We start from the raw sequence: 22,757 nt of genomic DNA on the forward strand, positions 1-22,757 counted from the left end.
TTTTGCGCAATCCCCCTCCCCCCCCTCTCCCCCCCCCCCCCCCCCCTCCGCCCCCCCCCCCCCCCCCCCCCCCCCCCCCCCGGCCGCGCGTGTAGGCCAGGCAGGTGGCCGGATCTTGACGGGTCTCGGACACATCCCTGCTGTCAAGGCAGTGTCCTAAACACTCATCACTCGGTTAGATGAGTGTGGACACCAGAACGCCCAGGTTCGACGACCAGCCCGCGCTGAGCATGCTGAAGGTGCCGTGCGACCCGGCGCAGGTCATCGTGAACCACGCCAGCTTCCGCGTGCAGCTCGCCGCCACCTCCCGCCGGCCCGCGGGCCCGCTCCGGGTCCCCGCGCTGAGCGGCGCCGCGGCCGTGGCCGGGGCCTCCGTCCGGACCCGCCGCCGGACCCCCGTGGTGTGGAGCGGCAAGTCACCCGACGGCGCAGCCACCGGCGGCCTCCTGCAAGCCGTACGCGAAGCGGGCCAGGGCCTGCAGTCGTACGACGGCGGCACCACCCAGGTCATCCCCCGGATCGACCTGGCCGAGGACACCATGCCGACGCCCACCGTCATCGGCCAGCGCAGCCACCGGGAGGACGACACCCAACTCCTCACCCCCGTACGCGACTACGGCGGATACGGCGGGGGGTACGGCGGCTACGCAGGACCCGGCGGCTACGACGGGTATGCGGACGGACCGGCCCCCGACGAACTCGGCGCCGCCGCTGCCGCCGACGAGGCCGCCCGCAGGCGCGCCGCCGGACACCCGGCCGACGCCGCCGACCGCCAGGGCTACTACCCCGGCCGCCGGATGAACCTCGGCGTCGTACTGCTGCCGCTGCGCGTGTTCCTCGGCTTCATCTCGATCTACGCCGGCATGGGCAAGCTCTGCGACCCCGTGTACTTCGACGGCGGCGAGCGCGGCTCCATGGTCACCTGGCTGCGGACCCTGCATCCCTGGGCCCTCGCCGAGCCGCTGCGCGACTTCGCCCTCTCCCACCCGGTGGGCGCCGGCCTGACCGTCGCCTTCCTCCAGGTCATCGTCGGCGTCCTGACGGTCTTCGGCCTCTGGCAGCGGTTCGCCGCCTGCTTCGGGGCCCTGCTGTCCGCCGCGCTGCTGATGACCGTGAGCTGGAAGACCGTACCGGCGTACGACGCCCCCGACATCATCTACCTCGCCGCCTGGAGCCCGCTCATCATCGCGGGTGCCCCGGTCTACTCCATCGACGGACGCCTCGCCGGCGAGGCGTGGCGCACCCTCGGCCCCCGCTCCGAACTGTGGGAGCTGCGCCGGCGCGTGCTGCGGCGCGGCGCCATGATGGCCACCGTGCTGATCGGCCTGACCCTGCTCGTCGGCTCGGTGCTCGGCGGTGCCGTCCGGTCGACCACCGTGGTCACCGTGCCGGGCCCGGACGAGACCCCCAGCAACTACCTCCCCGGCCAGCCGCTCCCGCAGGAGCCCACGAAGACCCGCAAGCCCGTCAAGCAGCCGGTCCGGCGTACGGAGCCCTCCGTGGCGGCCTCGACGCCGGCGGCCGCCACCCGGGACAGCAGCACCACCCCCGGCACCACCCGCCGCACCACTCCGGACGCCGAGTCCCCGACCGCGACCCGCGGTACCGGCGGCAGCCCGACCGCCCCCCGCCAGAACACCCCCCGGCCCCCGTCCTCCGGCTCCGGCGGCCCGAGCTCCTCGGGCGGCACCACGGGCGGCGGCGGCAGCACCGGCGGGGCACAGGAGCCCGAGCAGAAGCCCGGACTCGTCGGCGGCCTCCTCGGCTGACGGCACCGCTTCCGTACGCGGAAGGGCCCGGCACGCACACCGCGTGCCGGGCCCTTCCGCGTACGGGCTCGCCGGAAGCCTCAGAGCGCCTTCTGAGCGGCCAGCTCCTTCGCGGCCTCGGTCAGGTCCTTCGCGGTGTCGATCGCCCGCCAGTAGGCCCCCTGGGGCAACGGGAAGCCCGCCAGGCGGCGTTCGCGCGCCAGCCGCGGGAACGTGGTCCGCTCGTGGTCGCCGAGGTCCGGCAGGAGGGAGGCGAACTCCTCGGAGAACACGTACACACCGGCGTTGATCAGATAGGGCGACGGCGGCGACTCGATGAAGTCCAGTACGTGGCCGAACTCGTTGGTCTCCACGGCCCCCCACGGGATCCGCGGCCGGGCCAGGGCGAGCGTCGCGGTCGCGCCCCGCTCCTCGTGGAAGGCGGCCATCTCGCGCAGCGAGAACCGCGTCCAGATGTCGCCGTTGGTCGCGTACCAGGGGCGGTCGGGGTGCGGGAGGTGGGCCGCGGCGTACTTGAGGCCGCCGCCGCGTCCGAGCGGCTCCGTCTCGACGACGGTCGTCACGCGCAGCGGAAGGTCGGCCTTGGCCAGCCAGTCCTGGAGCACCTCGGCGAGGTGCCCGCAGGACACGACGGCGTCGGTGACGCCCTCGGCCGCCAGCCAGGCGAGCTGGTGCCCGATGATCGGGACCCCGGTGCCGGGGATCTCCACCATCGGCTTGGGCCGGTCGTCGGTGTACGGGCGCAGCCGCGAACCCTGGCCGCCCGCCAGGACCACGGCCTGGGTGGGGGCGGCGGGGAACGCGGCCGCAGGGTCTGCAGGTGCAGCGGTGGAGGGGTCTGGCGTCATGCACCGCAGCCTATGCCGGGCGCATCACGGACGGGTGAACCGCCTGGGCGGCGGAGGTGCGGGCCGGCTCAGCCGAAGGAGGCGACGCCGGACGCGAAGGACGTGTCGCAGGCGGGACGGGCGTACGTCTGCGCCTTCGTCGGCCCGTACAGGTCGGCGGCGGCGCGCCCCAGGGCCTTGGCGATCTGACCGCAGTACCCGGCGAGCGAAGGCCGGCTGTTCACCTCCTGCTGGAGGTGGGTGAGGACCGTCCCCGGGTCCTTCCGGTCCTGGAGCTCGCCCAGCAGCTTGTCGCGCAGCACCTCGTGCGGGGCGCGGGCCTTGGCGGGCTGGGAGACGTCCTCGGCGGCGGCGGTGAGGACCTGGGAGGAGGAATTGTCCGCCCAGGGGACCATGGTGACCGCGAGGGTCCCGGAGAGGACCAGGACGACGGGCAGGACCAGGGCGAGCGATCGGCCGATACGGCGGGCAGTGTGGGTCACGAGGGCGAGAGTAGCGCTCGGTGAAGATTTGGCGACATTTAGTCACCCTGTCGAGGGATGGTTCGACGTGGCTTTTCGAATGGGGTGTTGACGTACGGGGATCGAAATGACCGTTCTGCCGGGGTATTTGTCACACTGGGCGCCAAGTACGCCTCGTAGCGCGGACTGCCCAGCAGCGCGGGCAGCGGCAGCCGCCGCCACCCCCGCGCGTACTCCGGCAGCGGCCTCCCCGGTGTCCACAGCAACGCCACCGGCCTTTCCCGCGCGGCCCGTTGGAGCCCGCCGACCGTGATGCTCCCGTCGTGGCCGCCGACTTGGCGCGAAGAGCAGCCGAGCCTGAACGCCACCCGCACCGCCTCGTGGCCGGTGAGCACGCACGGCGGCCGCACCCCCTGCGCGCGCAGTTCGGCAGCCACCCGGCCGAAGGCCACCCGTGTCGCACGGGCCCGCTCGGCCGCCCCGTGCAGGACGGCGAACTGCACGGCCCCGTGCCCGGCCACCGCCACGCACAGCAGCACGAGCGGTACGGTCACCCGCCGCCCGGACCGGCCCGCCCCGCTCACGAGCCGCACGATCCCCGCCGCGACGGGCAGCGCAAGCAGCGCATAGGCGGGCAGCAGGAAGCGCGGCGCGGCGTACCCGATGAGCAGCAGGTACGGAAACGCCAGCGCCGCCCCGACGGCCGTCGCGGGCACCAGCACCGGCCGCAGGCCCCGGCCCGCGGCCGCGAGGCCCGCCGCGACGGCGACCGGGAGCACCATCACCCACAGGGCCGTGACGGGCCGGTCCCAGGGCACGTCGCAGGGCCGGCACAGGGTCCGGCCGTCCAGGGACCGCAGCTGGTCGTCGACGGCGATCTGCCAGCCCAGCTCGCCCTGGATCTCGCTCGCCCGGTGCAGCCGGGCCGACAGGCCGCCGTAGCGGACGTACGCCTCGACGACCCACTCGGCGGCGCCCAGGGCCGCGCCGCCGCACAGGGCGAGGACGAGGACCGGTGCCCGGCGCAGCAGGGCGGCGGCCAGCAGGGGCAGGACCAGCCAGACGGCGTCGCCGGGGCGCATCAGGGCCACCAGGGCGGTCGCGCCGGCCAGGCCGAGCGGAGCGCGGCGCAGGAAGCAGCCGACGGCGGCGACGGCGCCGAAGGCCACCCACAGGTTGGGCATGACCTGGGGACCGTAGAACAGCGTGATCCACAGGCCGGCGAACAGGGCCGCGGCGGTGGCGGGCAGGGCCGGGGGCAGCAGCGGCCGCCAGACCCGGAAGGCGAGGAAGAGGCCCGCGCCGGACAGCAGGCTCAGCCAGACCCGCAGCACGGTGGGGTCGGAGGTGAGGAGCGTGACGGGCGCGGCGAGGAGGGTGATGCCGCGGGCCCGGGGCGCGCTGAAGAACGCGGCGGGCGCGTGCGGGGCGACCTGGCTGACGTACACCGTCTCGTCCCAGCCGAGAGCCGTGCCGGGGACCACCACGAGCAGCTGGACGGCCGTGTAGGCGAGGGCCACGACGGCGAGCGCGCTCACGCGCCGCCGGCCGCCGGGGCCGGTGCGCCCGGTCAGGCGCGGGGTGAGGCGCAGACGCAGGTCGGATGCCATGCGCCCACGCTGCGGCGGAACGGCCGTCCGGGCCACTGGTGCGGTCCGGACGGCCGTACGTACGACGTACCCGTGGGCCGGTCGTCAGTCGGCGAGGCGCTCGCCGGTGGAGGTGGAGAAGACGTGGATCTCGCCGCCGCGCGGGACGACGTGGAGGGTGGAGCCCTTCTCCGGGACCTGGCGGCCGTTCACGCGGACGACGAGGTCCTGCGCGGAGCCGCCGACCTCGGCGGTGCCGTAGACGTAGCCGTCGGCGCCGAGCTCCTCGACGACGTTGACGGTGACGGCGAGGCCGCCCTCCTCGACGAGGTCGAAGTGCTCGGGGCGGACGCCGACGGTGACCGTGCGGTCGCCCTTGTCGGCGGCGGCGGACAGCGCCTCGCGCGAGACCGGCACGACGCTGTCGCCGAACTTCACGCCGCCGTCGGCGATCGGGACCTCGACCAGGTTCATGGCGGGGGAGCCGATGAAGCCGGCGACGAAGAGGTTCGCGGGGCGGTCGTACATGTTGCGCGGGGTGTCGACCTGCTGGAGCAGACCGTCCTTGAGCACGGCGACGCGGTCACCCATGGTCATGGCCTCGACCTGGTCGTGGGTGACGTAGACCGTGGTGATGCCCAGGCGGCGCTGGAGCGAGGCGATCTGGGTACGGGTGGAGACGCGGAGCTTGGCGTCCAGGTTGGACAGCGGCTCGTCCATGAGGAAGACCTGCGGCTGGCGCACGATGGCGCGGCCCATCGCGACGCGCTGGCGCTGGCCGCCGGAGAGGGCCTTCGGCTTGCGGTCCAGGTACTGGGTCAGGTCGAGGATCTTGGCGGCTTCCTCGACCTTCTGCCGGATGGTGGCCTTGTCGACGCCGGCGATCTTGAGGGCGAAGCCCATGTTGTCGGCGACGGACATGTGCGGGTACAGCGCGTAGTTCTGGAACACCATCGCGATGTCCCGGTCCTTGGGCGGCAGGTGCGTGACGTCGCGGTCGCCGATGCGGATGGCGCCGCCGTTGACGTCCTCGAGACCCGCGAGCATGCGCAGGGAGGTCGACTTGCCGCAGCCGGACGGGCCGACGAGTACGAGGAACTCGCCGTGCTCGATGCTCAGCTCGAGCGCGTCGACGGCGGGCTTGTCAGAGCCCGGGTAGAGCCGGGTCGCCTTGTCGAAAGTGACAGAAGCCATGGTGATGCGTCCCCTCACCGGCAGGAACGTGCCGGACGATCCGAGTAAGGAAGGATGGGTCTAGTCCACAGGGTGAACTTCCCGGGCACGCTACCTGGCGGTGTCCGATCTGTCAGTACCCCGGAGCGCTCCGGCCCCGTGAGATATGCGACGGACGCTCTTCTGCGGGCTGGGTACACTGCACGGGCATGCCTCCTTAGCTCAGCTGGCCAGAGCAACGCACTTGTAATGCGTAGGTCGTCGGTTCGAATCCGACAGGGGGCTCGGCAACCGAGGGCCCCGGGTGACCACCCGGGGCCCTGTTGCGTGCGTGCGGAGCCGGCGGTTCGTGCTGGACGGGAAGCCGGTGATGGTTGCGGTGTCGTACCTGCCTGGGGAGCTGGTGGCGGGGGCCGCGATCACCGCGGCCGACACCGGGCCGGGCGGGACGTACGCCCGGCTCGCCGAGCTGGGGCAGGGGCCGGTGCACTTCCGGGAGGAGATCCGGTGCCGGATGCCGTCGGCGGGGCGTGTTAGCGTCCGCCGACTGAGATACGTAGGGGGATGCTTTGCGCAGAGTTCTGGGTGCCGGGGCGGCGGCTGTGATGCTGGCGACCGGCGGGGTGCTGGGGGCCGGCGCGGCCCACGCGGCCGGGGATCCGACGTTCTATTTCGACCCGGTCGAGGACAAGGTCCTGATGCCCGGCGAGGGCTGGGTGTGGCTGTCGCCCCAGGGCACCGGCGGACAGGTCGACGGGCGCGGCGACGGTACGTACGTCTACGCCCTCAGCAAGAAGGCGTTGACCGACGCGTCCTGGGCGAGTGGCGGCGTGCCGAGCGGGCTCAAGGTCGACCCGACCGACGGCTGCAAGGCGAAGGCCGGGCTCGCCGGGGTGTACCTGTGCGACGTGAAGGACTCCAACCCGGGGCCGGACGTCTCGGCCGCGAGCGGCGCGGCGCACGGCGCGACGGTCCACTACGGACTCGTGTACGTGCCGCGCGGCGGCGACGTGAACAAGGGGATCAAGGAGGCGCAGACCGCGGGCTCCAAGCCGGTGGGGCCCCGGCGCGCGTACGCGACGGTCACGGTGAAGTCGAAGGCCCACGTCGCACTGAACACGATGACGCCGACCACGCCGGTGCTGCCCGCGGGCGGCACGGTGCAGCACACGGTCAAGCTCCACGCCGTGGACAAGGGCAAGCTGAGCATCAGCCTGCCGCCCGCGCCGGGCTACCGGAACTGGGACGAGAACGAGCTGAAGGTCGGCGTCGACTCGGTCACCTCGACGGGCGGGGCGGCCGCGGAGTGCGACCACGTGCTCGGCGAGATCGGCTACGGCAGCGAGGCCCGCTGCGACATCAAGAAGCCCGGCGACTACACCGTCACGTACACGCTGCGGGCCGCGGCGACGACGCCCGCCTGGAAGCTGCGCGCTTCGATGCTCTACGAGGTGTACACCTTCGGCACGGGCAACCCGGAGAAGTACAGCGACTTCGCGATCAGCAGTTCCGTGCCGATGGTCCAGCGCTACCGGCTGGTGGGCCGGGACTCGGCCGGCGAACTGCAGGACTTCCGCGGGACGGGCAAGGCCTCGCGGATCTTCCACGACGCCGAGCTGGTCGGTTACAGCCTCAACTGGAACCAGTACTCCGCGATCACCCGGCTGGGCCCGGTCACGGTGCAGAGCAGCGGTCCCGGTGCGGTCGCGCGGGACAAGGCCGGTGTGCTGTGGTTCTACCGGATGAGCGGCGACGGCGGGATCTACAAGGGCCGGTTGAAGGTCGGCGCCGGCTGGAACGCCTTCAACTCGCTCGCCGGTGCGGGTGACCTGACCGGCGACAAGAAGGCGGACCTGCTGGCGCGGGACACCGCCGGTGTGCTGTGGCTGTACCCGGGTACGGGCAACACGGCGGCGCCGTTCGGTCCGCGGACGAGGGTCGGCGCGGGCTGGGGTGCGTACAACTCCCTGGTGGGCGGCACCGATGTGACCGGTGACGGCAAGGCCGACCTGGTGGTGCGGGACACCGCGGGCAGGCAGTGGCTGTACGCGGGCACGGGTGCGGCGGCCAAGCCGTTCGGCGGCCGGGCGCAGATCGGCACCGGCTGGCAGGCCTACAACTCCGTTGTCGCGCCCGGTGACCTGAACTCTGACGGCAAGGCGGACCTGGTGGCGCGGGACGCGTCCGGCGTGCTCTGGTACTACCAGGGCACGGGCGTCGCCGCGAAGCCGTACGCGGCGCGGGTGAAGGTCGGCGGCGGCTGGCAGAAGTTCAACCTGCTGTTCTAGCCGCTCTGACCCGTGGTGTCTGAGCAGCGGTGATGGGTTGATGTGACGCCCCCCGTCCCTTGTGGGCGGGGGGCGTTACTTTGTAACGAAAGCATGTGTTATACGGTCCGCGCACGTCATGAGGGGAACATGACGTTGCAGCGGCAGCACGATGCCGCCTTCACACTGTGGAGCGCGATATGCGCGGATTGTTGGGACGGGGCGCGACGCGTCTCGGGGTGTTCGGGGGATCGGCGGTGCTGATGGCCGCCGGGTCGGTGCCTGCGTTCGCCGCGGGGAGCGATGACTACGCGTTCACCTTCAAGGACCACGTGGTGGCGCCCGGCGAGGGGTCGATGGCCCTGCTGCGGCCGGACCTGGTCGACGGGATGCCGGACGGCACCCTCGTGTACGCGATGTCCAAGGCGCCGTTGACCGACGCGTCCTGGGCGAACGGCGGTCTGCCGGCGGGGATGCGCGCCCAGGTCGACGACACGTGTACGGCGTCGCCGACGGTCAAGGGCGTGTACCTGTGCCCGACCGGCGAGGACACCGGCTTCGTCGGACCGGCCGTGTTCGCGGGTGAGTCGACCAAGAACCTGAGCAAGGTCCACTTCGGTGTGGCGTACGCGCCGCGCGGCTCGGACCTGAAGGCTGCGGTGAAGAAGGCGCAGCTGGCGGCGAGTTCGCCGGTCAAGGGCAGGGTCGAGCCGCACTCGGTGACCGTGCTGACGGCAGCGCACGTGGCGCGGAACAAGCTCACGCTGTCGCTTCCGGAGGTGCCGGCGGGCGGCGAGGTCACCCAGTCGGTGACGGTCAAGGCGCTGGACGCGGGCAAGCTGCAGCTGGGCTTCGGCCCGGCGCGCGGCCAGCGGCCGTGGGACCCGGGCGAGCTGAAGGTCGAGCTGGTCTCGGTCTCCGGCGGCGCGGGAACCTCGAACTGCACCTTTGTCCCCGGGGAGTTCAGGTACGAGGGGCTGTCGTGCGATGTCGCGGCGCGCGGAGCGGACGTGAAGGTGTCGTTCCGCGTGAAGGCGGCGGCGACCTCGCCGGCGTGGAAGATCGGCGTCGACGCCTCGTACCAGGTGTACACCTCGGGCTGGGGCGAGGGGCCGAGCGCGCAGGGGGTCTTCGGCGTCCGCAGCAGCATTCCCGTCAAGGAGCGGTACCTGCAGCTGGCGCAGGGCAAGGACGGCAAGCTGTGGGTGCACCAGGGCACCGGCAAGTCGCCGCGGGTGTTCGAGCGCGGTGAGTTCTACAGCGAGGAGTGGGGCAAGTACACCGCTGTCGCGAAGCTGTCCCCGGTGAAGGTCCAGATGACCGGCGGCCCGGTGGTGGCGCGGGACGCGGCGGGCGTGCTGTGGAACTACCCGACGGGGACCGACGGCGGTCTGTGGGACCCCAAGAAGGTCGGTGCGGGCTGGAACATCTACGACTCGCTGACCGGCGTGTCCGATGTGACGGGTGACAAGCGCGCGGACCTGCTGGCGCGGGACACCAACGGCACGATGTGGGTGTACCCGGGTACGGGCAAGGCGGCCAAGCCGTTCGATGCCCGGGTCAAGCTCGGTGCGGGCTGGGGCGTGTTCAACGCCCTGACCGGTGCCGGTGACGTGACCGGTGACGGCAAGGCGGACCTGCTGGCGCGGGACGCGGCCGGTGCGGTGTGGCTGTACAAGGGCACGGGCAAGGTGGCTGCGCCGTTCGCGCCGAAGGTGAAGACGGCCACGGGGTGGCAGGGCTACACGGCCTTCAGCGCGCCGGGTGACCTGGACTCCGACACCAAGGCGGACCTGCTGGCGCGGGACGCGGCGGGCGTGCTGTGGCTGCACAAGGGCACGGGCGACGCCGCTGCGCCGTTCGCGCCGCGGGTGAAGGTCGGCGGCGGCTGGAACGGCTACCGCACGCTGCTCTAGCGGTCGTTGTCGTAGCGGTCGGTCGAGTGTGAAGGGCCCCGGCGCAGGTGCGCCGGGGCCCTCGTTCATGGGCTTGTGTGTGTGGGGGGAGGGGGCTTGGGCGCCGTTCAGTGGCGGCCCGAGATGCGGTCCGCGATGCGGGCCAGGGGGGCCGTCGCCGTGGTGTGGGTGGCGGCCTCCCGGCGGTCCGCCTCGCGGTAGGCCGCGTACAGGGCGTGGACGCCGATCCAGCGGAAGGGTTCCGGTTCCCAGCGGCGGACCTTGTGGTTCACCCAGGGGAGGGCGGTGAGGTCGGTGGGGCCGGCCTGCTGGGAGTCCTGCTGGATGAGGTCGCGCAGGGTGCGGGCGGCGAGGTTGGCGGTGGCCACGCCGCTGCCGACGTACCCGCCGGCCCAGCCGAGGCCGGTGGTCCGGTCCAGGGTGACGGTGGCGCACCAGTCGCGGGGCACGCCGAGCACGCCCGACCAGGCGTGGGCGATGCCGGTGCCGGCCAGCTGCGGGAAGAAGCCGACGAGGATGTCGCGCAGGGCCTCGATGGTGGCGGGCTGGGTGCGGCCGTCGTTGTCCGTGCGGGAGCCGAAGCGGTACGGGACGCCGCGTCCGCCGATCGCGATGCGGTCGTCGGCCGTGCGCTGGGCGTACATGTAGGCGTGGGCCATGTCGCCGAGGGTTTCGCGGCCTTCCCAGCCGAGTTCCTCCCAGATCGCGGCGGGGATCGGGTCGGTGACGATCATGGAGGAGTTCATGGGGAGCCAGGAGCGTTTCTGGCCCTTGAGGTTCGCGGTGAAGCCTTCGGTGCAGCGCAGGACGTAGGGGGCGCGGACGGTGCCGTACGGCGTGACGGCGCGGCCCTGGGCGATCTCGGTGACCGGGGTGGACTCGTGGATCTGGACGCCGAGCTGCTCGCAGACGGCGGCGAGGCCCTTGGCGAGCTTCACCGGGTGGATGCGGGCGCCGTGGGGGGTCCAGGCGGAGCCGACCGCGCCGGAGACGCGGATGCGTTCGGCGGTCTCGCGGGCGCCGAAGAGGGCCCGGTCGGTTTCGCCGAATTCCGTCTCGGCGTGGTGGAAGGCCTTGAGGCGGGCGAGCTGGGCGGGGGTGTAGGCGACCTCCAGGACCCCGCCCTGGTGGATGTCGGCGTCGATGCCTTCCTTGGCGGCGGTGTCGACGACTTCGGTGACGGTGGCGTTCATGGCCTGCTGGAGGCGGACGGCGGCGTCGTGGCCGTGCAGCTTGGCGTAGCGGTCGCGGCCTGCGATGCCGTTGTAGAGCCAGCCGCCGTTGCGGCCGGAGGCGCCGTAGCCGCAGAACTTCTGCTCCAGGACGGTGACGCGGAGGAAGGGCGCGGCCTGCTTGAGGTAGTACGCGGTCCACAGGCCGGTGTAGCCGCCGCCGACGATGCAGACGTCCGCCGTGGCGTCGCCGGCGAGGGGCTCGCGGGGCTGCGGGGTGCCGTCCTGGGCGTACCAGAAGGAGATGCCGCCGTTGACCGTCCCGGCCGTCTGGTCGGGGTGTCGTGTGATCTTCGCGCGCGTCATGGGGGAGTGGTACACCCCCGTTCGCATGTGTGTCCAGGGCCGGGGGTGTGCGGGCCGAATGGCCGAGGCGGCTGGGGGTGGGGGTGCTTTAGGGTCGATTGGGGATTTTGTTGGTTATCGAGTGAGGTGTGTTGCATTGCGTGTCGTGCCGAGGGGTGTGAGGAAGGCCGTGGTGGCTGGGGCCGTCGTGGTGGCGCTCGGGGCGGCGGTGGCCGGGTGTGGCGGTGCGGGCAGTACGGGCAGTACGGGCAGTACGCCGGAAGGCGGGGGTGCGGTCCGGACGAGCCCCGTCGCGCCAGTGCTGGCGAAGCTGCCCGCGCGGGTGGACGGCACGGACATCGTGGTCGGCGACCCGAAGGCGCCGCACACCGCGCGGGTCATGGTGGACCCGCACTGCGGGTACTGCGCGATGTTCGAGAAGGCGGGTGGCGAGACGCTGCTGAAGGCCGCGGCAGCCGGTCAGGTGAAGGTCGAGTACGTCCTCGCGTCCTTCCTCGACCAGGGCGGCAGCGGCTCGGTGAAGGCCGTGAACGCACTGCGGGCGGCCGTCGACGCGGGCAGGTTCGCGGAGTACCAGGCGGCTGTCTTCGCCAGCCGGCCGAAGGAGGCGTTCACGGACGACCACCTGCTGCGGATAGCGGACAAGGTGCCCGGGCTGCGGGGCGCGGACTTCGACGCGGCCGTGAAGGGCTTGACGTACGCGGACTGGGTCGAGGCGTCCGAGAAGGCCTTCGAGGCATCGGGGGCGCAGGGGACGCCGCTGGTGCTGGTGGACGGCAAGCCGGTGGGGGCCAAGGACCGGTCGATGTTCGACGGGAAGGCGTTCGCCGAGACGCTGAAGGCGGCGGGGGTGGGGGCGGCGTAGGGTCCCTGTGTGATCGGGATTCCGCGGGAACTGGTCGAGACGCAGCTCGTGTTCAACGGTGAGGCCGGGCGCGAGTTCATCGAGGGGCTGCCCTCTGGGACGTGGAGGACGACGGCGAGGAGACGGAATTCGCCGACGGTCAGGTGCACGTCGCGGAGTCGATGCTCTCGCTCTAGGCTGCGCGCATGATCCGTAAGGCAACTCCCGCAGACGTTCCCGCCGTTCACGCGATGATCCGCGAGCTCGCGGAGTACGAGAAGTCCCTGCACGAGGTCCGTGCCACGGAAGAGCAGCTGAGGGCGGCGCTGTTCGGCGAGCACCCTGCCGCGTTCGCGCACATCGCGGAGACGGACGACGGAGCCGTGGCGGGCTTCGCGCTGTGGTTCCTGAACTTCTCGACGTGGCAGGGCGTCCATGGGATCTACCTGGAAGACCTGTACGTACGGCCGGAGTTCCGCGGCGGCGGCCACGGGCGCGAGCTGCTCGCGGAGCTCGCGCGGATCTGCGTGGAGCGGGGGTACGAGCGGCTCCAGTGGTCCGTGCTGAACTGGAACGCACCGACGATCGCGTTCTACGAGTCGCTCGGCGCGGTGGCCCAGGACGAGTGGACGGTCTACCGGGTCTCGGACGAGGCCCTGCGCACGCTGGGCGGCCGGGCGGGGTGACGGCAGCCGAACTTGTCGTGGGTCGGGGTGGCGGGGTTCTCCGTGGTCTGCCCGCATGTCTGAGTGTCCGTCCGTGCCGCCGCCCGGCGTCAAGGGCGCTCCCTTCGGTCGCGTCGCTTCGCGATTCCGCTTCGCTCCACCCTTGACTCCAGGCGTCGTCCCGGAAGTCCACAGACTTGCGAGCATCCCCCGGAGGGGGAGGGATGGCAGGGGGGACGGGGCCATCCTCATTCCCCCTGTGCCCGCGGAGCGGGCCTGGGGCGCGGGCCCGCCCTCCGGGCGGAAAGACGCGCGACGGATCGCTACACGGCCGCGGTCAATTGGCGGCCTCCGGACCGGCCGTGGCCGGGCATAGGCCGCCAGCGGTGGCCATTCCGCCGTGGCTGTCCGGCGGCGGACGCTTGTCGGCAGTAGAGCTCGGCGGGGCGGCCGTCAGGCCGCAAGACGGAGGTGTGCACGGCGGGGAAGCCGCCGACGGCGGGCGACGGCCCACTGGGAGACCTCAGCGATGCCCTCCCGGCCGCACGGGTGGTGCGGGTGGGTGTCCCCAGCCCGCGCGGAGCGCGGGCGCAGCCCCCGCCGGGCCGCGGCCGGTCCGGCCCCGCACCCCACCCTCCAGGCCAAGCGCAGCGGACGGGCGCGGGCGCAGCCCCCGCCGGGCCCCGGCCGGTCCGGCCCCGCACCCCACCCTCCAGGCCAAGCGCAGCGGACGGGCGCGGGCGCAGCCCCCGCCGGGCCCCGGCCGGACCGGCCCCGCACCCCACCCTCCAGGCCAAGCGCAGCGGACGGGCGCGGGCGCAGCCCCCGCCGGGCCGCGGCCGGGTCGGCCCCGCACCCCACCCTCCAGGCCAAGCGCAGCGGACGGGCGCGGGCGCAGCCCCACCGGGCCGCGGCCGGACCGGTACCGCACCCCCGCCGCGCCGCAGGCGCCCCCGCCAGGCCAAGGGCTACGCCGTGGCCGACAGCAGTGCGACGTCGAATCGGCGCCCCATCGCGGCGTAGCCCGCGTCGTTGGGGTGGAGGTGGTCGCCCGAGTCGTACGAGGGGCGGAGGCGGCTGGGGGAGTCCGGGTCCCGCAGGATCCGGTCGAAGTCCATGACCTCGTCAAAGACGCCGCCCTCCCGGATCCGCGCGTTCACGCTCCGCCGTACGGATTCGCGCTCCGCCTCGTACCCGTGGTGGCCCCGGAACGGCGGCAGCGTCGCGCCCACGACGCGGATGCCGCGGGCGCTCGCCCGCTTCCGCAGCTCGGTGAGGGCGTCCGCGATCCGGTCCGGCTTGGCGAGGCGCGCCGACTTGAGGATGTCGTTCGTGCCGAGCTGTACGACCAGCACGCGTACGCCCGGCCGTGCCAGCACGTCGCGGTCGAAGCGCTCGAGCGCGCTGGGGCCGGTGCCGTCCTTGAGCAGCCGGTTGCCGCTGATGCCGGCGTTCGCCACCGCCAGGCGCGGCCCGTTCCCCTCCCGCAGGCGTCCGGCGAGGACGTCCGGCCAGCGGCGGTTGGTGTCGGGCGTCGAGCCGAAGCCGTCTGTGATGGAGTCGCCGAAGGTGACGAGGGTTCCGCGGGCGGTGTCCGTGAGGACGTCCATGGCGACGAGCTGCCGCCAGGAGCGGGTCTCCTCGGTGAAGGTGCGGCCGGTCTCGTCGTCCGTGCTGTCCCCGTCGGCGGCGTACGACGTCTGCCGGGCGTGGGGGTGCCGGGTGACCGGGCCGCTGGGTTCGTCGGAGGCCGGGGAGTACGTACTGACGAGCATGTCCGCGTCCGCCGGGACGTCCACTTCGGCCGCGTCGCTGACGACCTCGTCGCCCGGGGGAATCGTTACCTTGGACGCGCCGCCGAAGGTGAGCGGAACGAGGCTCCCCGGCAGCGCGGCGGCCAGGGTGGTGCCGTCGCCGGACTCGGCGCGGGAGACCGTGGCGTCCCGGCCGGCCGCCGGGCCGATGGTGGCGCGGCCGATGTGCAGCGGGGTGCGGCCGTAGAGGTTGGAGAAGGTGACGCGTACGCGCGTACCGCCGACGCTGGTGTGGACGACGTTGCGGAAGGTCCGGCCGGTGTGGCCGTGCAGGTAGGTGTCCGGCTCGGCCTCCACCGGCGGTGCCGACCAGGTGCCGACCCAGCTCGGGGTGATCGGCCCGCCGTCGTCGACCGTCCCGCCCGGGGACTGCTTGCTGCTGCCGGCGCCGGGGCTGACCTCGGAGGTGGAACAGCCGGTCGTGAGCAGCGCTGCCGTGGCCGCCAGCACGCGGAGGAGCGTGCGGCGCTTCCTGGTGGGGAAGCGAGGGGTCGCGGTGCTGCGGGCGGTCATGGCGGAAGTTCCTCCTCCGGTGGCGGTTCGCCGGAATGGGGTACGCCGGGAACTCGTGGCGCGTCCCGGGAGTCGGTCATGTAGGCGACAGTGGCACGAACGGTACGTGACAGGGGGGAAGGGCAGGACAGGTGGGACGTACAGAGGACAGTACAGAAGCCAGAGCGGGCATCTTCGGGTACTCCGCGGCCGACGAGGAGAAGCGCCGGGGCGTGCGCCGGATGAAGGCGACGGCGACCGGTCTGCTGGTGCTCGTGGCCGTGGTGTACGTGCTCGCCAAGTGGGCCCAGAATTCGGGCGCGGGCGCCTGGACGGGTTACGTGGCCGCGGCTGCGGAGGCCGGCATGGTGGGTGCGCTGGCCGACTGGTTCGCGGTCACCGCGCTGTTCCGGCATCCCCTCGGTCTGCCCATCCCGCACACCGCGATCATTCCGACGAAGAAGGACCAGCTCGGTGTCTCGCTGGGCGAGTTCGTGGGGGAGAACTTCCTTTCGTCGGACGTGGTGAGCACGCGGCTGCGGGCGGTGGGGATCGGCGGCCGACTCGGGGCGTGGCTGGCGGAGCCGCAGCATGCGGACCGGGTGACGGAGGAGCTGGCGACCGCGCTGCGCGGTGCGCTGACGGTGCTGCGCGATGCGGACGTCCAGGCGGTGGTGGGCGAGGCGATCACGCGGCGGGCGGAGTCGGCGGAGATCGCGCCCGGTGTCGGCAAGACCCTGGAGAAGATCGTCACGGACGGCGGTCACCGCCGGGTCGTGGACCTCGTGTGCGTGAAGGCGCACGACTGGCTGGTCACGCACGGCGAGTCGGTGATGGACGCGGTGCAGGGCGGGGCTCCGGGGTGGACGCCGCGGTTCGTGGACCGGAAGGTGGGCGAGCGGGTCTACAAGGAACTGCTGCGCTTCGTCACGGAGATGCGGGACATGCCGGAGCATCCGGCGCGGGGGGCGGTCGACCGGTTCCTGGCGGACTTCGCCGTCGATCTGCAGTCGGACACGGAGACCCGGGCCAGGGTGGAGCGGCTGAAGTCCGAGATCCTCGCCCGGAGCGAGGTGCAGGACGTGATCGCTTCCGCTTGGTCGGCGGTCCGCTCGATGATCATCTCGGCGGCTGAGGACGAGCGCAGCGAGCTGCGGCTGCGGGTGCGGTCGTCGCTGATGTCGCTGGGCGCGCGGCTGGCGACGGACGGCCGGCTCCAGGCGAAGGTCGAGGGCTGGATCGAGGGCGCCGCGGTGTATGTGGTCACGACGTACCGCAGCGAGATCACCTCGCTGATCACGGACACGGTGGCGGGCTGGGACGCCGAGCACACGTCGCGCAAGATCGAGGCCCACATCGGCCGCGACCTGCAGTTCATCCGGATCAACGGCACCGTGGTCGGCGCGCTGGCGGGTCTGCTGATCTACTCCGCCTCGCGGGCGCTGGGGGCCTGAGCGCCGGGGGTGCCGCGCTCCCCGTCCCGTGCCCGGCGGGGCACGGGAAGGGCTGCGGTCGGGCGGGTGCGGGGTCAGCCGCGGTCGGCGACGCTCCAGGCCGCGGCCGCCACCACTCCCGCGACGCCGAACACCGCAGGCCAGGCGCCCACCTTCTTGGCCAGCGGGTGCGAGCCCGCGAATCCGGCGAGGTAGAGGCCGCCGAGCGCGGCGGCGGCCGGGGCCCCGGCCCGCCGGTTCCATTCCCGTACGGCCACTGCACCGGCGGTGCCGAGGACGACTCCGCCCAGCGGGCGCTTGCCCGTCCAGCGGGCCACGGCGTACCCGCCGACCAGCCCCGCGGCGGCCACTGCCGCCGACGGCACCTGCGCCTCACGCACCACGCGTGCCATGCCCGTCATGTCCATTGCCTGCTCCTTACGCCGTTGCGCCCGTGCCGATTGCCGGCATTCCCGTCTGCCGTCTGCCGTGTGTCGTCCGCCGTCGAGGCTAACGCGGCTTCCGGGCCAGCCCGGCGGCGCCCATGAGCCCCAGGACGAGTACGGCCCCGCCGATCACGGCGTCGGGCACTGCTTCCTGGACGGATCGCGGCAGCATCGCCACGACGCCCAGGACGAGGAAGAACGCGACGGTGCAGCCGCCCGCGCCGAGCAGCAGTCTGTACAAAGGGGCCCCCTGGTCCGACCGGCCGTGACTGACACCCGTTCAACGCCCCGGCCCGCACCACGACACGGCTCACTGCCGTCTCTGCGGTCGCCCAGAGGTCGGATTTGTCGCACACCCTCCGTTTCTGCGCAGGCGCCCCGGCGGGAACCGGCCCGGCGTAGATTCGCTCTCCGGAAGAGAAAACCCTCCCAACCCCCTGAACCCGCCCAGGAGCCCACAATCGTGATCTGCTACGGAAAGGCCGTCCTCGACCTCTCGGACGAGCTCGTCGACGCCTATGCCGAGGTCTTCTCCGCCCCGCCGTGGAACGAAGACGAAGAAACCATTCGTCAGTTCAGTGCCCGACTCCAGGCGGCCACCCGGCGACCCGGTTTCCGCACCGCCCTCGCCCAGTCCCCGGCCGGCATCGACGGCTTCGCCACCGCCTGGCTCACCGCCGCGCCCTTCCCCGCCGACCGCGCGTACCGCCACGTCGCCGCGCAGCTGGGTCCGCAGCGGGTCACCGAATGCCTGGTCGGCGCCCTGGAGATAGACGAACTGGCCGTACGCCCCCACGCCCGCGGCCACGGCACCGGGCGGGCCCTGCTCGCCGAGATCGCCGCGGACGCCCCCGACGCCCGCGCCTGGCTGCTCACCGCCCGCAAGGCCACCGACACCGTCGCCACGTACCGGCGCCTGGGCTGGCACGAGATGACCCCGCTCCCGGGCACCGAGAACGGCGTCGTCGTCTTCCTCGCCCCAGGCCACCCGGCGGTCTGAATCACCCGCCGGCCGCCGGGCATATCAGGGGCATGATCACGACCGGGAACACCGCACTCGCCCGTATCGCCCAGCGCCAGCTGAACCTGGCCACGACCCACCAGCTCAGGCAGGCCGGCATCCCCTCGGCCACCATCGCCGGCCGTACCCGCCCCGGCGGGCCCTGGCAGCGCCTGCTGCCCCGGGTCCACCTGCTCCAGACCGGACCGCCGGACCACCGCCAACGCGCCCTGTCCGCCGTCCTCTACGCCGCCCAGCCGGCTGCCGACCCGCTCTCCGGGGCCACGGCGGCCCTCACGGGCGGCGCGGCGCTCGCCCTCCTCGGCGTCCGCGGTGCCCCGCCCGCCCCCGCGCACGTCCTCGTCCGCGCACCCCGCCGGGTCGCCGCCGTGCCGGGCGTCCACCCCGTCCCCACCACCCGTTGGCCCTCCACGATCACCCTCTCCGGGGTCCCCAGCGCCCGCCCGATCCGCGCCGCAGCCGACTTCGCGGCCCGCACCCAGGACCCCGACCTGGTCCGCTCGGTCCTCGCCAACGTCGTCCAGTCCGGCTGGTGCCACCCCCAGGACCTGCACGCCGAACTGCGCGCCGGCCGCGCCCTCGGCCGCCCCGCGGCGCGTGCGGCGGCCGCCGAACTGATCGCGGGCGTCCGCTCGATCGCCGAGGCCCAGGCCCGCGAGGCCCTCGCCCCGGCCGACCTGCCGCCCCCGCTCTGGAACGCCCGCCTCTACACCCCCGACGGCACCTTCCTGGCCTCCCCGGACGCCTACTGGCCCGACGAGGGCGTGGCCCTGGAGATCGACTCGGCGGAGTACCACTACACCCGCGACTCCTGGCAGGCCACCCTCCGCCGCCGCCTCCGCCTGGAGTCCCACGGCATCCTGGTCGCGAGCGCCACCCCGTCGATCATCCGCACGACCCCGCACGAGGTGGTCACGGCCCTCCGCACCCTCCTCACCCTGGCCTCCACCCGCCCCACCCCACCCCACGCCCAAGCCCGCGGCCACACCCAACTGGAGCTGCCGCTGTAACTGTGCACGGCGCAGCAGTCAAAGGCGGGAGGAGCGGATGACGGATGCCCTGCTGATCTCTGCGCGCAGCTCCTCCGGCGTCCGCCAGGCTGTTCCACGGTGGCTGCGGTGGCACATGCGGTGACAGTTCGAGCAGAGCACGGCAAGATCATCAAGTTTGGTCTCACGCGGGCCCGAGACGTGAAGCGGCAGCACGTGGTGGATCTCGGCGTACCCCTCTCCGAGCGGCCCGTAAACAGCGCCGAAATCGAACCTGCAGACCGTGCACTGCAGGGGAAGCCCTTTGCGTCTCAGCTGCTCGATCTTGCGCTGGCGGAGCGCTGGACTCCTCTCCCTCGACAGGGCCCAACGCGCCAGCAAACGCCCTTCGAGGGCAGTTGTGCCGTCCTCGGCCGTCTCCTCAGGCTGCTCCGGGATGAGCGTCAGCTCGCCCGAGCCGATGCCGGTGGCGATGGCGTCTGCGGCCTGGAGCATCTCCCGCTCCCGCTCGATGAACTGGTTGATCACCTGCTTGCCCAGCTGCCCGCCTTTGGTCGGCCGACCCGGGTATGCAGGGTGGTTCGAAGCCAGGTCGGTCGTCTTGCGGCTGACGCTGTCCGGGGACCTGTACGCAGGCAGCTGCTGTGCTATCCCCTCCCGGCCCGGGAGGGGGAGGGCACGCAGCAGCTCTGACAGCTCGATGGCTGCCTGATCGTCGCTGCGCAGCTCCCGCCAGCCGTTCCTGACGACGAGAGCGCACGCAAGCAGGAGTTCATCCCAGGTCCAGGAAGGGCTTCGCATGGCAAATATCGTATGAGTGTTCGCTATGGCTCGTGAGGCGTTTCGAGCAGGCCGGATCGTGTCGCACACTGGGGAGGCGTTGTCAGTGGGGTCTGTCACCCTCTGTGAGGGCGGATTGCAAGGTGTGTCCGTCGCGCACGTCTGGAAGGAGGGTGCATGACCGGCACCGACAAAAAGTTCACCTCGGTTGAGATCTGCGCTGGGGCTGGCGGGCAAGCGGTTGGCCTCCACAACGCAGGGTTCCGTCACCATGCGCTGATCGAGATCGACCAGCATGCAGTTGCCACACTGAGACGCAATGTTGAGGGGAACCCGGAATGGGCCGGGTGCAAGGTTCTCCAGAGAGATCTCACGTCGTTCGATGTCGCCGAGCTGGGTCTCGCCGAGGGTGAGCTCGATCTGCTTGCCGGCGGGGTGCCGTGTCCGCCGTTCTCGGCGGCGGGCAAGCAGCTGGGCCAGGATGATGAGCGTGATCTCTTCCCGACGATGCTCGCGATGGTCGAGGATCTGCTGCCCAAAGCCGTGATGATCGAGAACGTCCGCGGACTGCTTGAGCCGCCGGAGAAGTTCCGTGAGTACCGGGAGAACACGATCAAGCGTCGGCTCATCGATGCGGGCTACGAAGTCTGCATGTGGGAGGTGCTGGAGGCCTGGCACTACGGCGTGCCGCAACTCCGGCCGCGGGCGATTCTTGTTGCCCTCCGACCGGAATACGCTCCGTACTTCGTGCCGCTCGGCCGCGTGGACGAGGAAGGTGAGCGCAAGATCAACAAGGTGACCGTGGCGCAGGCCCTGCAGGACACGATGCGTGCCCGCTTCGATGGTGTGAACGATGCCCGGGCGGACCAGGCCTTTAAGGACTGGTACCGGCAGGCCGACACGGACGTTGCGCCCACGCTCGTCGGAGGCTCGAAGAAACACGGCGGTGCTGACCTCGGTCCGACGCGGGCCAAGAAGGCGTGGGCCAAGCTCGGCGTGGACGGCCTGGGTGTGGCCAATGACCAGGACAAGATGGTCGATGCTGAGCGCGACCTGTTCGCACCGGCAGGGCCCAAGCTCACGGTCGAACAGGCAGCGATCATCCAGGGCTTCCCGTCCACCTGGAAATTCGAAGGGCGGAAGACTGCCGCCTACCGCCAGGTCGGCAACGCCTTCCCGCCACTGGTTGCACAAGCCGTCGGCGAGCGCATTCGGCTGGCGCTGAGCAAGACGCTGCCCGCAGTACAGCGGGCCGAGATCCCGGCCCCGTCATCGGCTGCGGAGTCTGGATACCGTCGCGGCGATTGCGCGGGCGCAGTCCTCGGGTGACTCGTGCTCCCAGAAGCGCAGCACCGTCCATCCGGCTTCCAGCAGCCTCCGATCGGTATCCCGGTCGCGGGCCATGTTGGTAGCGACTTTTCCGGACCAGTAATCCGGGTTTGTTCGAGGTGCCGCGTAGTGCTCCGGGCAGCCGTGCCAGTAGCAGCCATCCACGAATACGGCCACCTTCGCCGGGCGGAAGACGAGATCTGCCGTCCGGCGAAGGTCTGCAAGCGGGCGTGCGGCGACTCTGTACCGCAGGCCCCTGGCGTGAACGAGCCGACGGATCAGCTGTTCCGGCTTCGTGTCACGGGATCTGATGGCTTGCATGTTCCGCCTCCTGGCCGCTGATGACGCCCAGGATCCAGCAGGCGGCTGCCATTCATCCGTCATGCTTGCCTCGCGATGAACTCACCGGGGAGGGAGTTTCGGGGCGACTTTCGCCGCTTCCTCGTGAGCATTTACGGCAACCCATTCTAGGCCGTCCAGGTGAACTGAGGGGCGGTCCGAGTACTCGGGCGCCGCTGGGGCCACGCGGAAGCTCACGAACTCGCCTTCGCCGGGGACGGGGCCGCCGAGGGCGCGGGCAACCTCCTGGTGGCTTCGCGAATCGCCGGGAATGATAATTCCCTCCTCTCGAAGGGCGGGCCGTGCGCGACGGCCGTCTTTGTCGTCACGCACCCGGGCCATGTAATCGCGCTGCTGGGCAAGGGTCCGTACGACGTTCCGGTCGATCCTGCGCCGCAGTACCCGGCGGAAGAGTGCGTTCACCCGCGCCTGGCCTGACCTCGGCGTCGTCAGCTGTTCGAGCGTTGCGGGGTCTGACTGTTTCAGTTCGAGAAGTAGATTTTCCTTCAGCGGCTGGTCCTCCCACAGCCACACGATCATGTCCAGATTGCTCTTGTTTACACGCAGTTTGTTGTCGCGGTTCCCTTGCCTTATGGAATCACCGTTCCCCTGGCTCAGGCGGTCCGCGTCGGCACGCAGGAGTCCCGCGGACCACCTGCTCCTTTCATCGCTGGCCCAGACGACCAGGCAGATTTCACCCATCGCCTCGGGCGGAATCATCCAACCGCCCATCGTCTGAGAATATTTGCAGTCGACGTCGATTTCGCTAATCTTGTAGTCGGTCTTATCGCCATCTGCAAATTTGAATTCGCGCTGGAGGTTGATCTCGACCAGCGTTCCTGCATGCGTCTTTTCGGTTTTATGCAGCTGAGTCCAGGCGTATCGTCCGGTATTCTCGCCGTCGAGCAGCTGGTCTATCGTGTTCCGCAGGACTTTCGCGAACCGGTGGCCCTGGGGATCCATTTTCAGCAAATCGTCGCGAACTAGGGTCAGTTCAGCGTCTGTGAACGTCATACATGCTCCCGAAAGTGCAGATCTTGCTGC

20 protein-coding genes, 1 tRNA gene and 1 pseudogene are annotated in these 22,757 nt (G+C 71.7%); 11 read left to right on the forward strand and 11 right to left on the reverse strand.

Features of this window, described 5'->3' with window-relative positions; genetic code table 11:
• Positions 1–179: 179 nt before the first annotated feature.
• Positions 180–1,769, forward strand: coding sequence for a DoxX family protein (locus tag ACZ7H1_RS22015; RefSeq protein WP_470788893.1), 1,590 nt, complete (start codon positions 180–182; stop codon positions 1,767–1,769).
• Positions 1,770–1,849: 80 nt separating this feature from the next.
• Here the strand turns inward: ACZ7H1_RS22015 and ACZ7H1_RS22020 are convergent, their stop codons facing one another.
• The 4 genes from ACZ7H1_RS22020 to ACZ7H1_RS22035 all read right to left on the reverse strand — a co-directional run bounded on the left by ACZ7H1_RS22020 (position 1,850) and on the right by ACZ7H1_RS22035 (position 5,861).
• Entirely contained in the window at positions 1,850–2,617 is a 768-nt protein-coding gene (locus tag ACZ7H1_RS22020; protein WP_470788895.1) for a nucleotidyltransferase family protein, read from the reverse strand.
• A 68-nt stretch (positions 2,618–2,685) separates the two neighbouring features.
• On the reverse strand, positions 2,686–3,099 hold the full coding sequence (locus ACZ7H1_RS22025; protein WP_470788896.1) for a hypothetical protein: 414 nt from the start codon (positions 3,097–3,099) through the stop codon (positions 2,686–2,688).
• A 38-nt stretch (positions 3,100–3,137) separates the two neighbouring features.
• Positions 3,138–4,688, reverse strand: coding sequence for a hypothetical protein (locus ACZ7H1_RS22030; protein WP_470788898.1), 1,551 nt, complete (start codon positions 4,686–4,688; stop codon positions 3,138–3,140).
• 84 nt (positions 4,689–4,772) lie between these two features.
• Positions 4,773–5,861 carry an ABC transporter ATP-binding protein gene (locus tag ACZ7H1_RS22035; RefSeq protein WP_470788899.1) on the reverse strand — a complete coding sequence of 363 codons (1,089 nt, stop codon included), beginning with the start codon at positions 5,859–5,861 and terminating at the stop codon, positions 4,773–4,775.
• A gap of 190 nt (positions 5,862–6,051) precedes the next feature.
• Here ACZ7H1_RS22035 and ACZ7H1_RS22040 point away from each other — a divergent pair.
• The 4 genes and pseudogenes from ACZ7H1_RS22040 to ACZ7H1_RS22055 all read left to right on the forward strand — a co-directional run bounded on the left by ACZ7H1_RS22040 (position 6,052) and on the right by ACZ7H1_RS22055 (position 10,023).
• Positions 6,052–6,125 (forward strand) — tRNA-Thr (locus ACZ7H1_RS22040).
• 31 nt (positions 6,126–6,156) lie between these two features.
• Positions 6,157–6,369: pseudogene (locus ACZ7H1_RS22045) on the forward strand (UTRA domain-containing protein); the annotation flags it as partial.
• Between the two features lie 40 nt (positions 6,370–6,409).
• Positions 6,410–8,128: an FG-GAP repeat domain-containing protein gene (locus ACZ7H1_RS22050; RefSeq protein WP_470788900.1), complete on the forward strand. Its 1,719-nt coding sequence runs from the start codon at positions 6,410–6,412 to the stop codon at positions 8,126–8,128.
• Between the two features lie 179 nt (positions 8,129–8,307).
• Positions 8,308–10,023, forward strand: coding sequence for an FG-GAP repeat domain-containing protein (locus ACZ7H1_RS22055; protein WP_470788902.1), 1,716 nt, complete (start codon positions 8,308–8,310; stop codon positions 10,021–10,023).
• Between the two features lie 107 nt (positions 10,024–10,130).
• On the opposite strand, the gene ACZ7H1_RS22060 is transcribed toward ACZ7H1_RS22055, so the two are convergent.
• Positions 10,131–11,561 carry an NAD(P)/FAD-dependent oxidoreductase gene (locus ACZ7H1_RS22060; protein WP_470788904.1) on the reverse strand — a complete coding sequence of 477 codons (1,431 nt, stop codon included), beginning with the start codon at positions 11,559–11,561 and terminating at the stop codon, positions 10,131–10,133.
• A 172-nt stretch (positions 11,562–11,733) separates the two neighbouring features.
• Between ACZ7H1_RS22060 and ACZ7H1_RS22065 the strand changes: the two genes are divergently transcribed.
• Positions 11,734–12,426: a DsbA family protein gene (locus tag ACZ7H1_RS22065; RefSeq protein WP_470788905.1), complete on the forward strand. Its 693-nt coding sequence runs from the start codon at positions 11,734–11,736 to the stop codon at positions 12,424–12,426.
• A gap of 185 nt (positions 12,427–12,611) precedes the next feature.
• A complete protein-coding gene (locus tag ACZ7H1_RS22070) occupies positions 12,612–13,091 on the forward strand; it encodes a GNAT family N-acetyltransferase (RefSeq protein WP_470788907.1) in 480 nt (159 codons plus the stop codon).
• A 947-nt stretch (positions 13,092–14,038) separates the two neighbouring features.
• Here the strand turns inward: ACZ7H1_RS22070 and ACZ7H1_RS22075 are convergent.
• Positions 14,039–15,397: an SGNH/GDSL hydrolase family protein gene (locus ACZ7H1_RS22075; protein ID WP_470788909.1), complete on the reverse strand. Its 1,359-nt coding sequence runs from the start codon at positions 15,395–15,397 to the stop codon at positions 14,039–14,041.
• A 131-nt stretch (positions 15,398–15,528) separates the two neighbouring features.
• Between ACZ7H1_RS22075 and ACZ7H1_RS22080 the strand changes: the two genes are divergently transcribed.
• The gene (locus tag ACZ7H1_RS22080; RefSeq protein ID WP_470788911.1) at positions 15,529–16,830 is read left to right on the forward strand and encodes a DUF445 domain-containing protein; all 1,302 of its coding nucleotides are present in this window, start codon (positions 15,529–15,531) and stop codon (positions 16,828–16,830) included.
• A gap of 74 nt (positions 16,831–16,904) precedes the next feature.
• Here ACZ7H1_RS22080 and ACZ7H1_RS22085 read toward each other — a convergent pair whose 3' ends face one another.
• Complete coding sequence (locus tag ACZ7H1_RS22085; RefSeq protein WP_470788912.1) at positions 16,905–17,237, reverse strand: hypothetical protein; 333 nt, start codon at positions 17,235–17,237, stop codon at positions 16,905–16,907.
• Between the two features lie 82 nt (positions 17,238–17,319).
• On the reverse strand, positions 17,320–17,496 hold the full coding sequence (locus tag ACZ7H1_RS22090; protein WP_470788913.1) for a hypothetical protein: 177 nt from the start codon (positions 17,494–17,496) through the stop codon (positions 17,320–17,322).
• A gap of 222 nt (positions 17,497–17,718) precedes the next feature.
• On the opposite strand from ACZ7H1_RS22090, the gene ACZ7H1_RS22095 reads away from it, so the two are divergent.
• On the forward strand, positions 17,719–18,255 hold the full coding sequence (locus ACZ7H1_RS22095; protein WP_470788915.1) for a GNAT family N-acetyltransferase: 537 nt from the start codon (positions 17,719–17,721) through the stop codon (positions 18,253–18,255).
• A gap of 32 nt (positions 18,256–18,287) precedes the next feature.
• On the forward strand, positions 18,288–19,286 hold the full coding sequence (locus tag ACZ7H1_RS22100; RefSeq protein WP_470788917.1) for a hypothetical protein: 999 nt from the start codon (positions 18,288–18,290) through the stop codon (positions 19,284–19,286).
• Between the two features lie 18 nt (positions 19,287–19,304).
• On the opposite strand, the gene ACZ7H1_RS22105 is transcribed toward ACZ7H1_RS22100, so the two are convergent.
• Positions 19,305–20,066, reverse strand: coding sequence for an HNH endonuclease (locus ACZ7H1_RS22105; RefSeq protein ID WP_470788919.1), 762 nt, complete (start codon positions 20,064–20,066; stop codon positions 19,305–19,307).
• A gap of 156 nt (positions 20,067–20,222) precedes the next feature.
• Between ACZ7H1_RS22105 and ACZ7H1_RS22110 the strand changes: the two genes are divergently transcribed.
• Positions 20,223–21,374 carry a DNA cytosine methyltransferase gene (locus tag ACZ7H1_RS22110; protein WP_470788921.1) on the forward strand — a complete coding sequence of 384 codons (1,152 nt, stop codon included), beginning with the start codon at positions 20,223–20,225 and terminating at the stop codon, positions 21,372–21,374.
• Here ACZ7H1_RS22110 and ACZ7H1_RS22115 read toward each other — a convergent pair.
• Complete coding sequence (locus ACZ7H1_RS22115) at positions 21,315–21,758, reverse strand: very short patch repair endonuclease (protein WP_470788922.1); 444 nt, start codon at positions 21,756–21,758, stop codon at positions 21,315–21,317. The two genes, ACZ7H1_RS22110 and ACZ7H1_RS22115, sit on opposite strands and share 60 nt — an antisense overlap.
• 18 nt (positions 21,759–21,776) lie before the next feature.
• On the reverse strand, positions 21,777–22,727 hold the full coding sequence (locus ACZ7H1_RS22120) for a NaeI family type II restriction endonuclease (RefSeq protein ID WP_470788923.1): 951 nt from the start codon (positions 22,725–22,727) through the stop codon (positions 21,777–21,779).
• Positions 22,728–22,757: the final 30 nt, after the last annotated feature.

Source organism: Streptomyces sp. NPDC037401 (genome assembly GCF_055602345.1).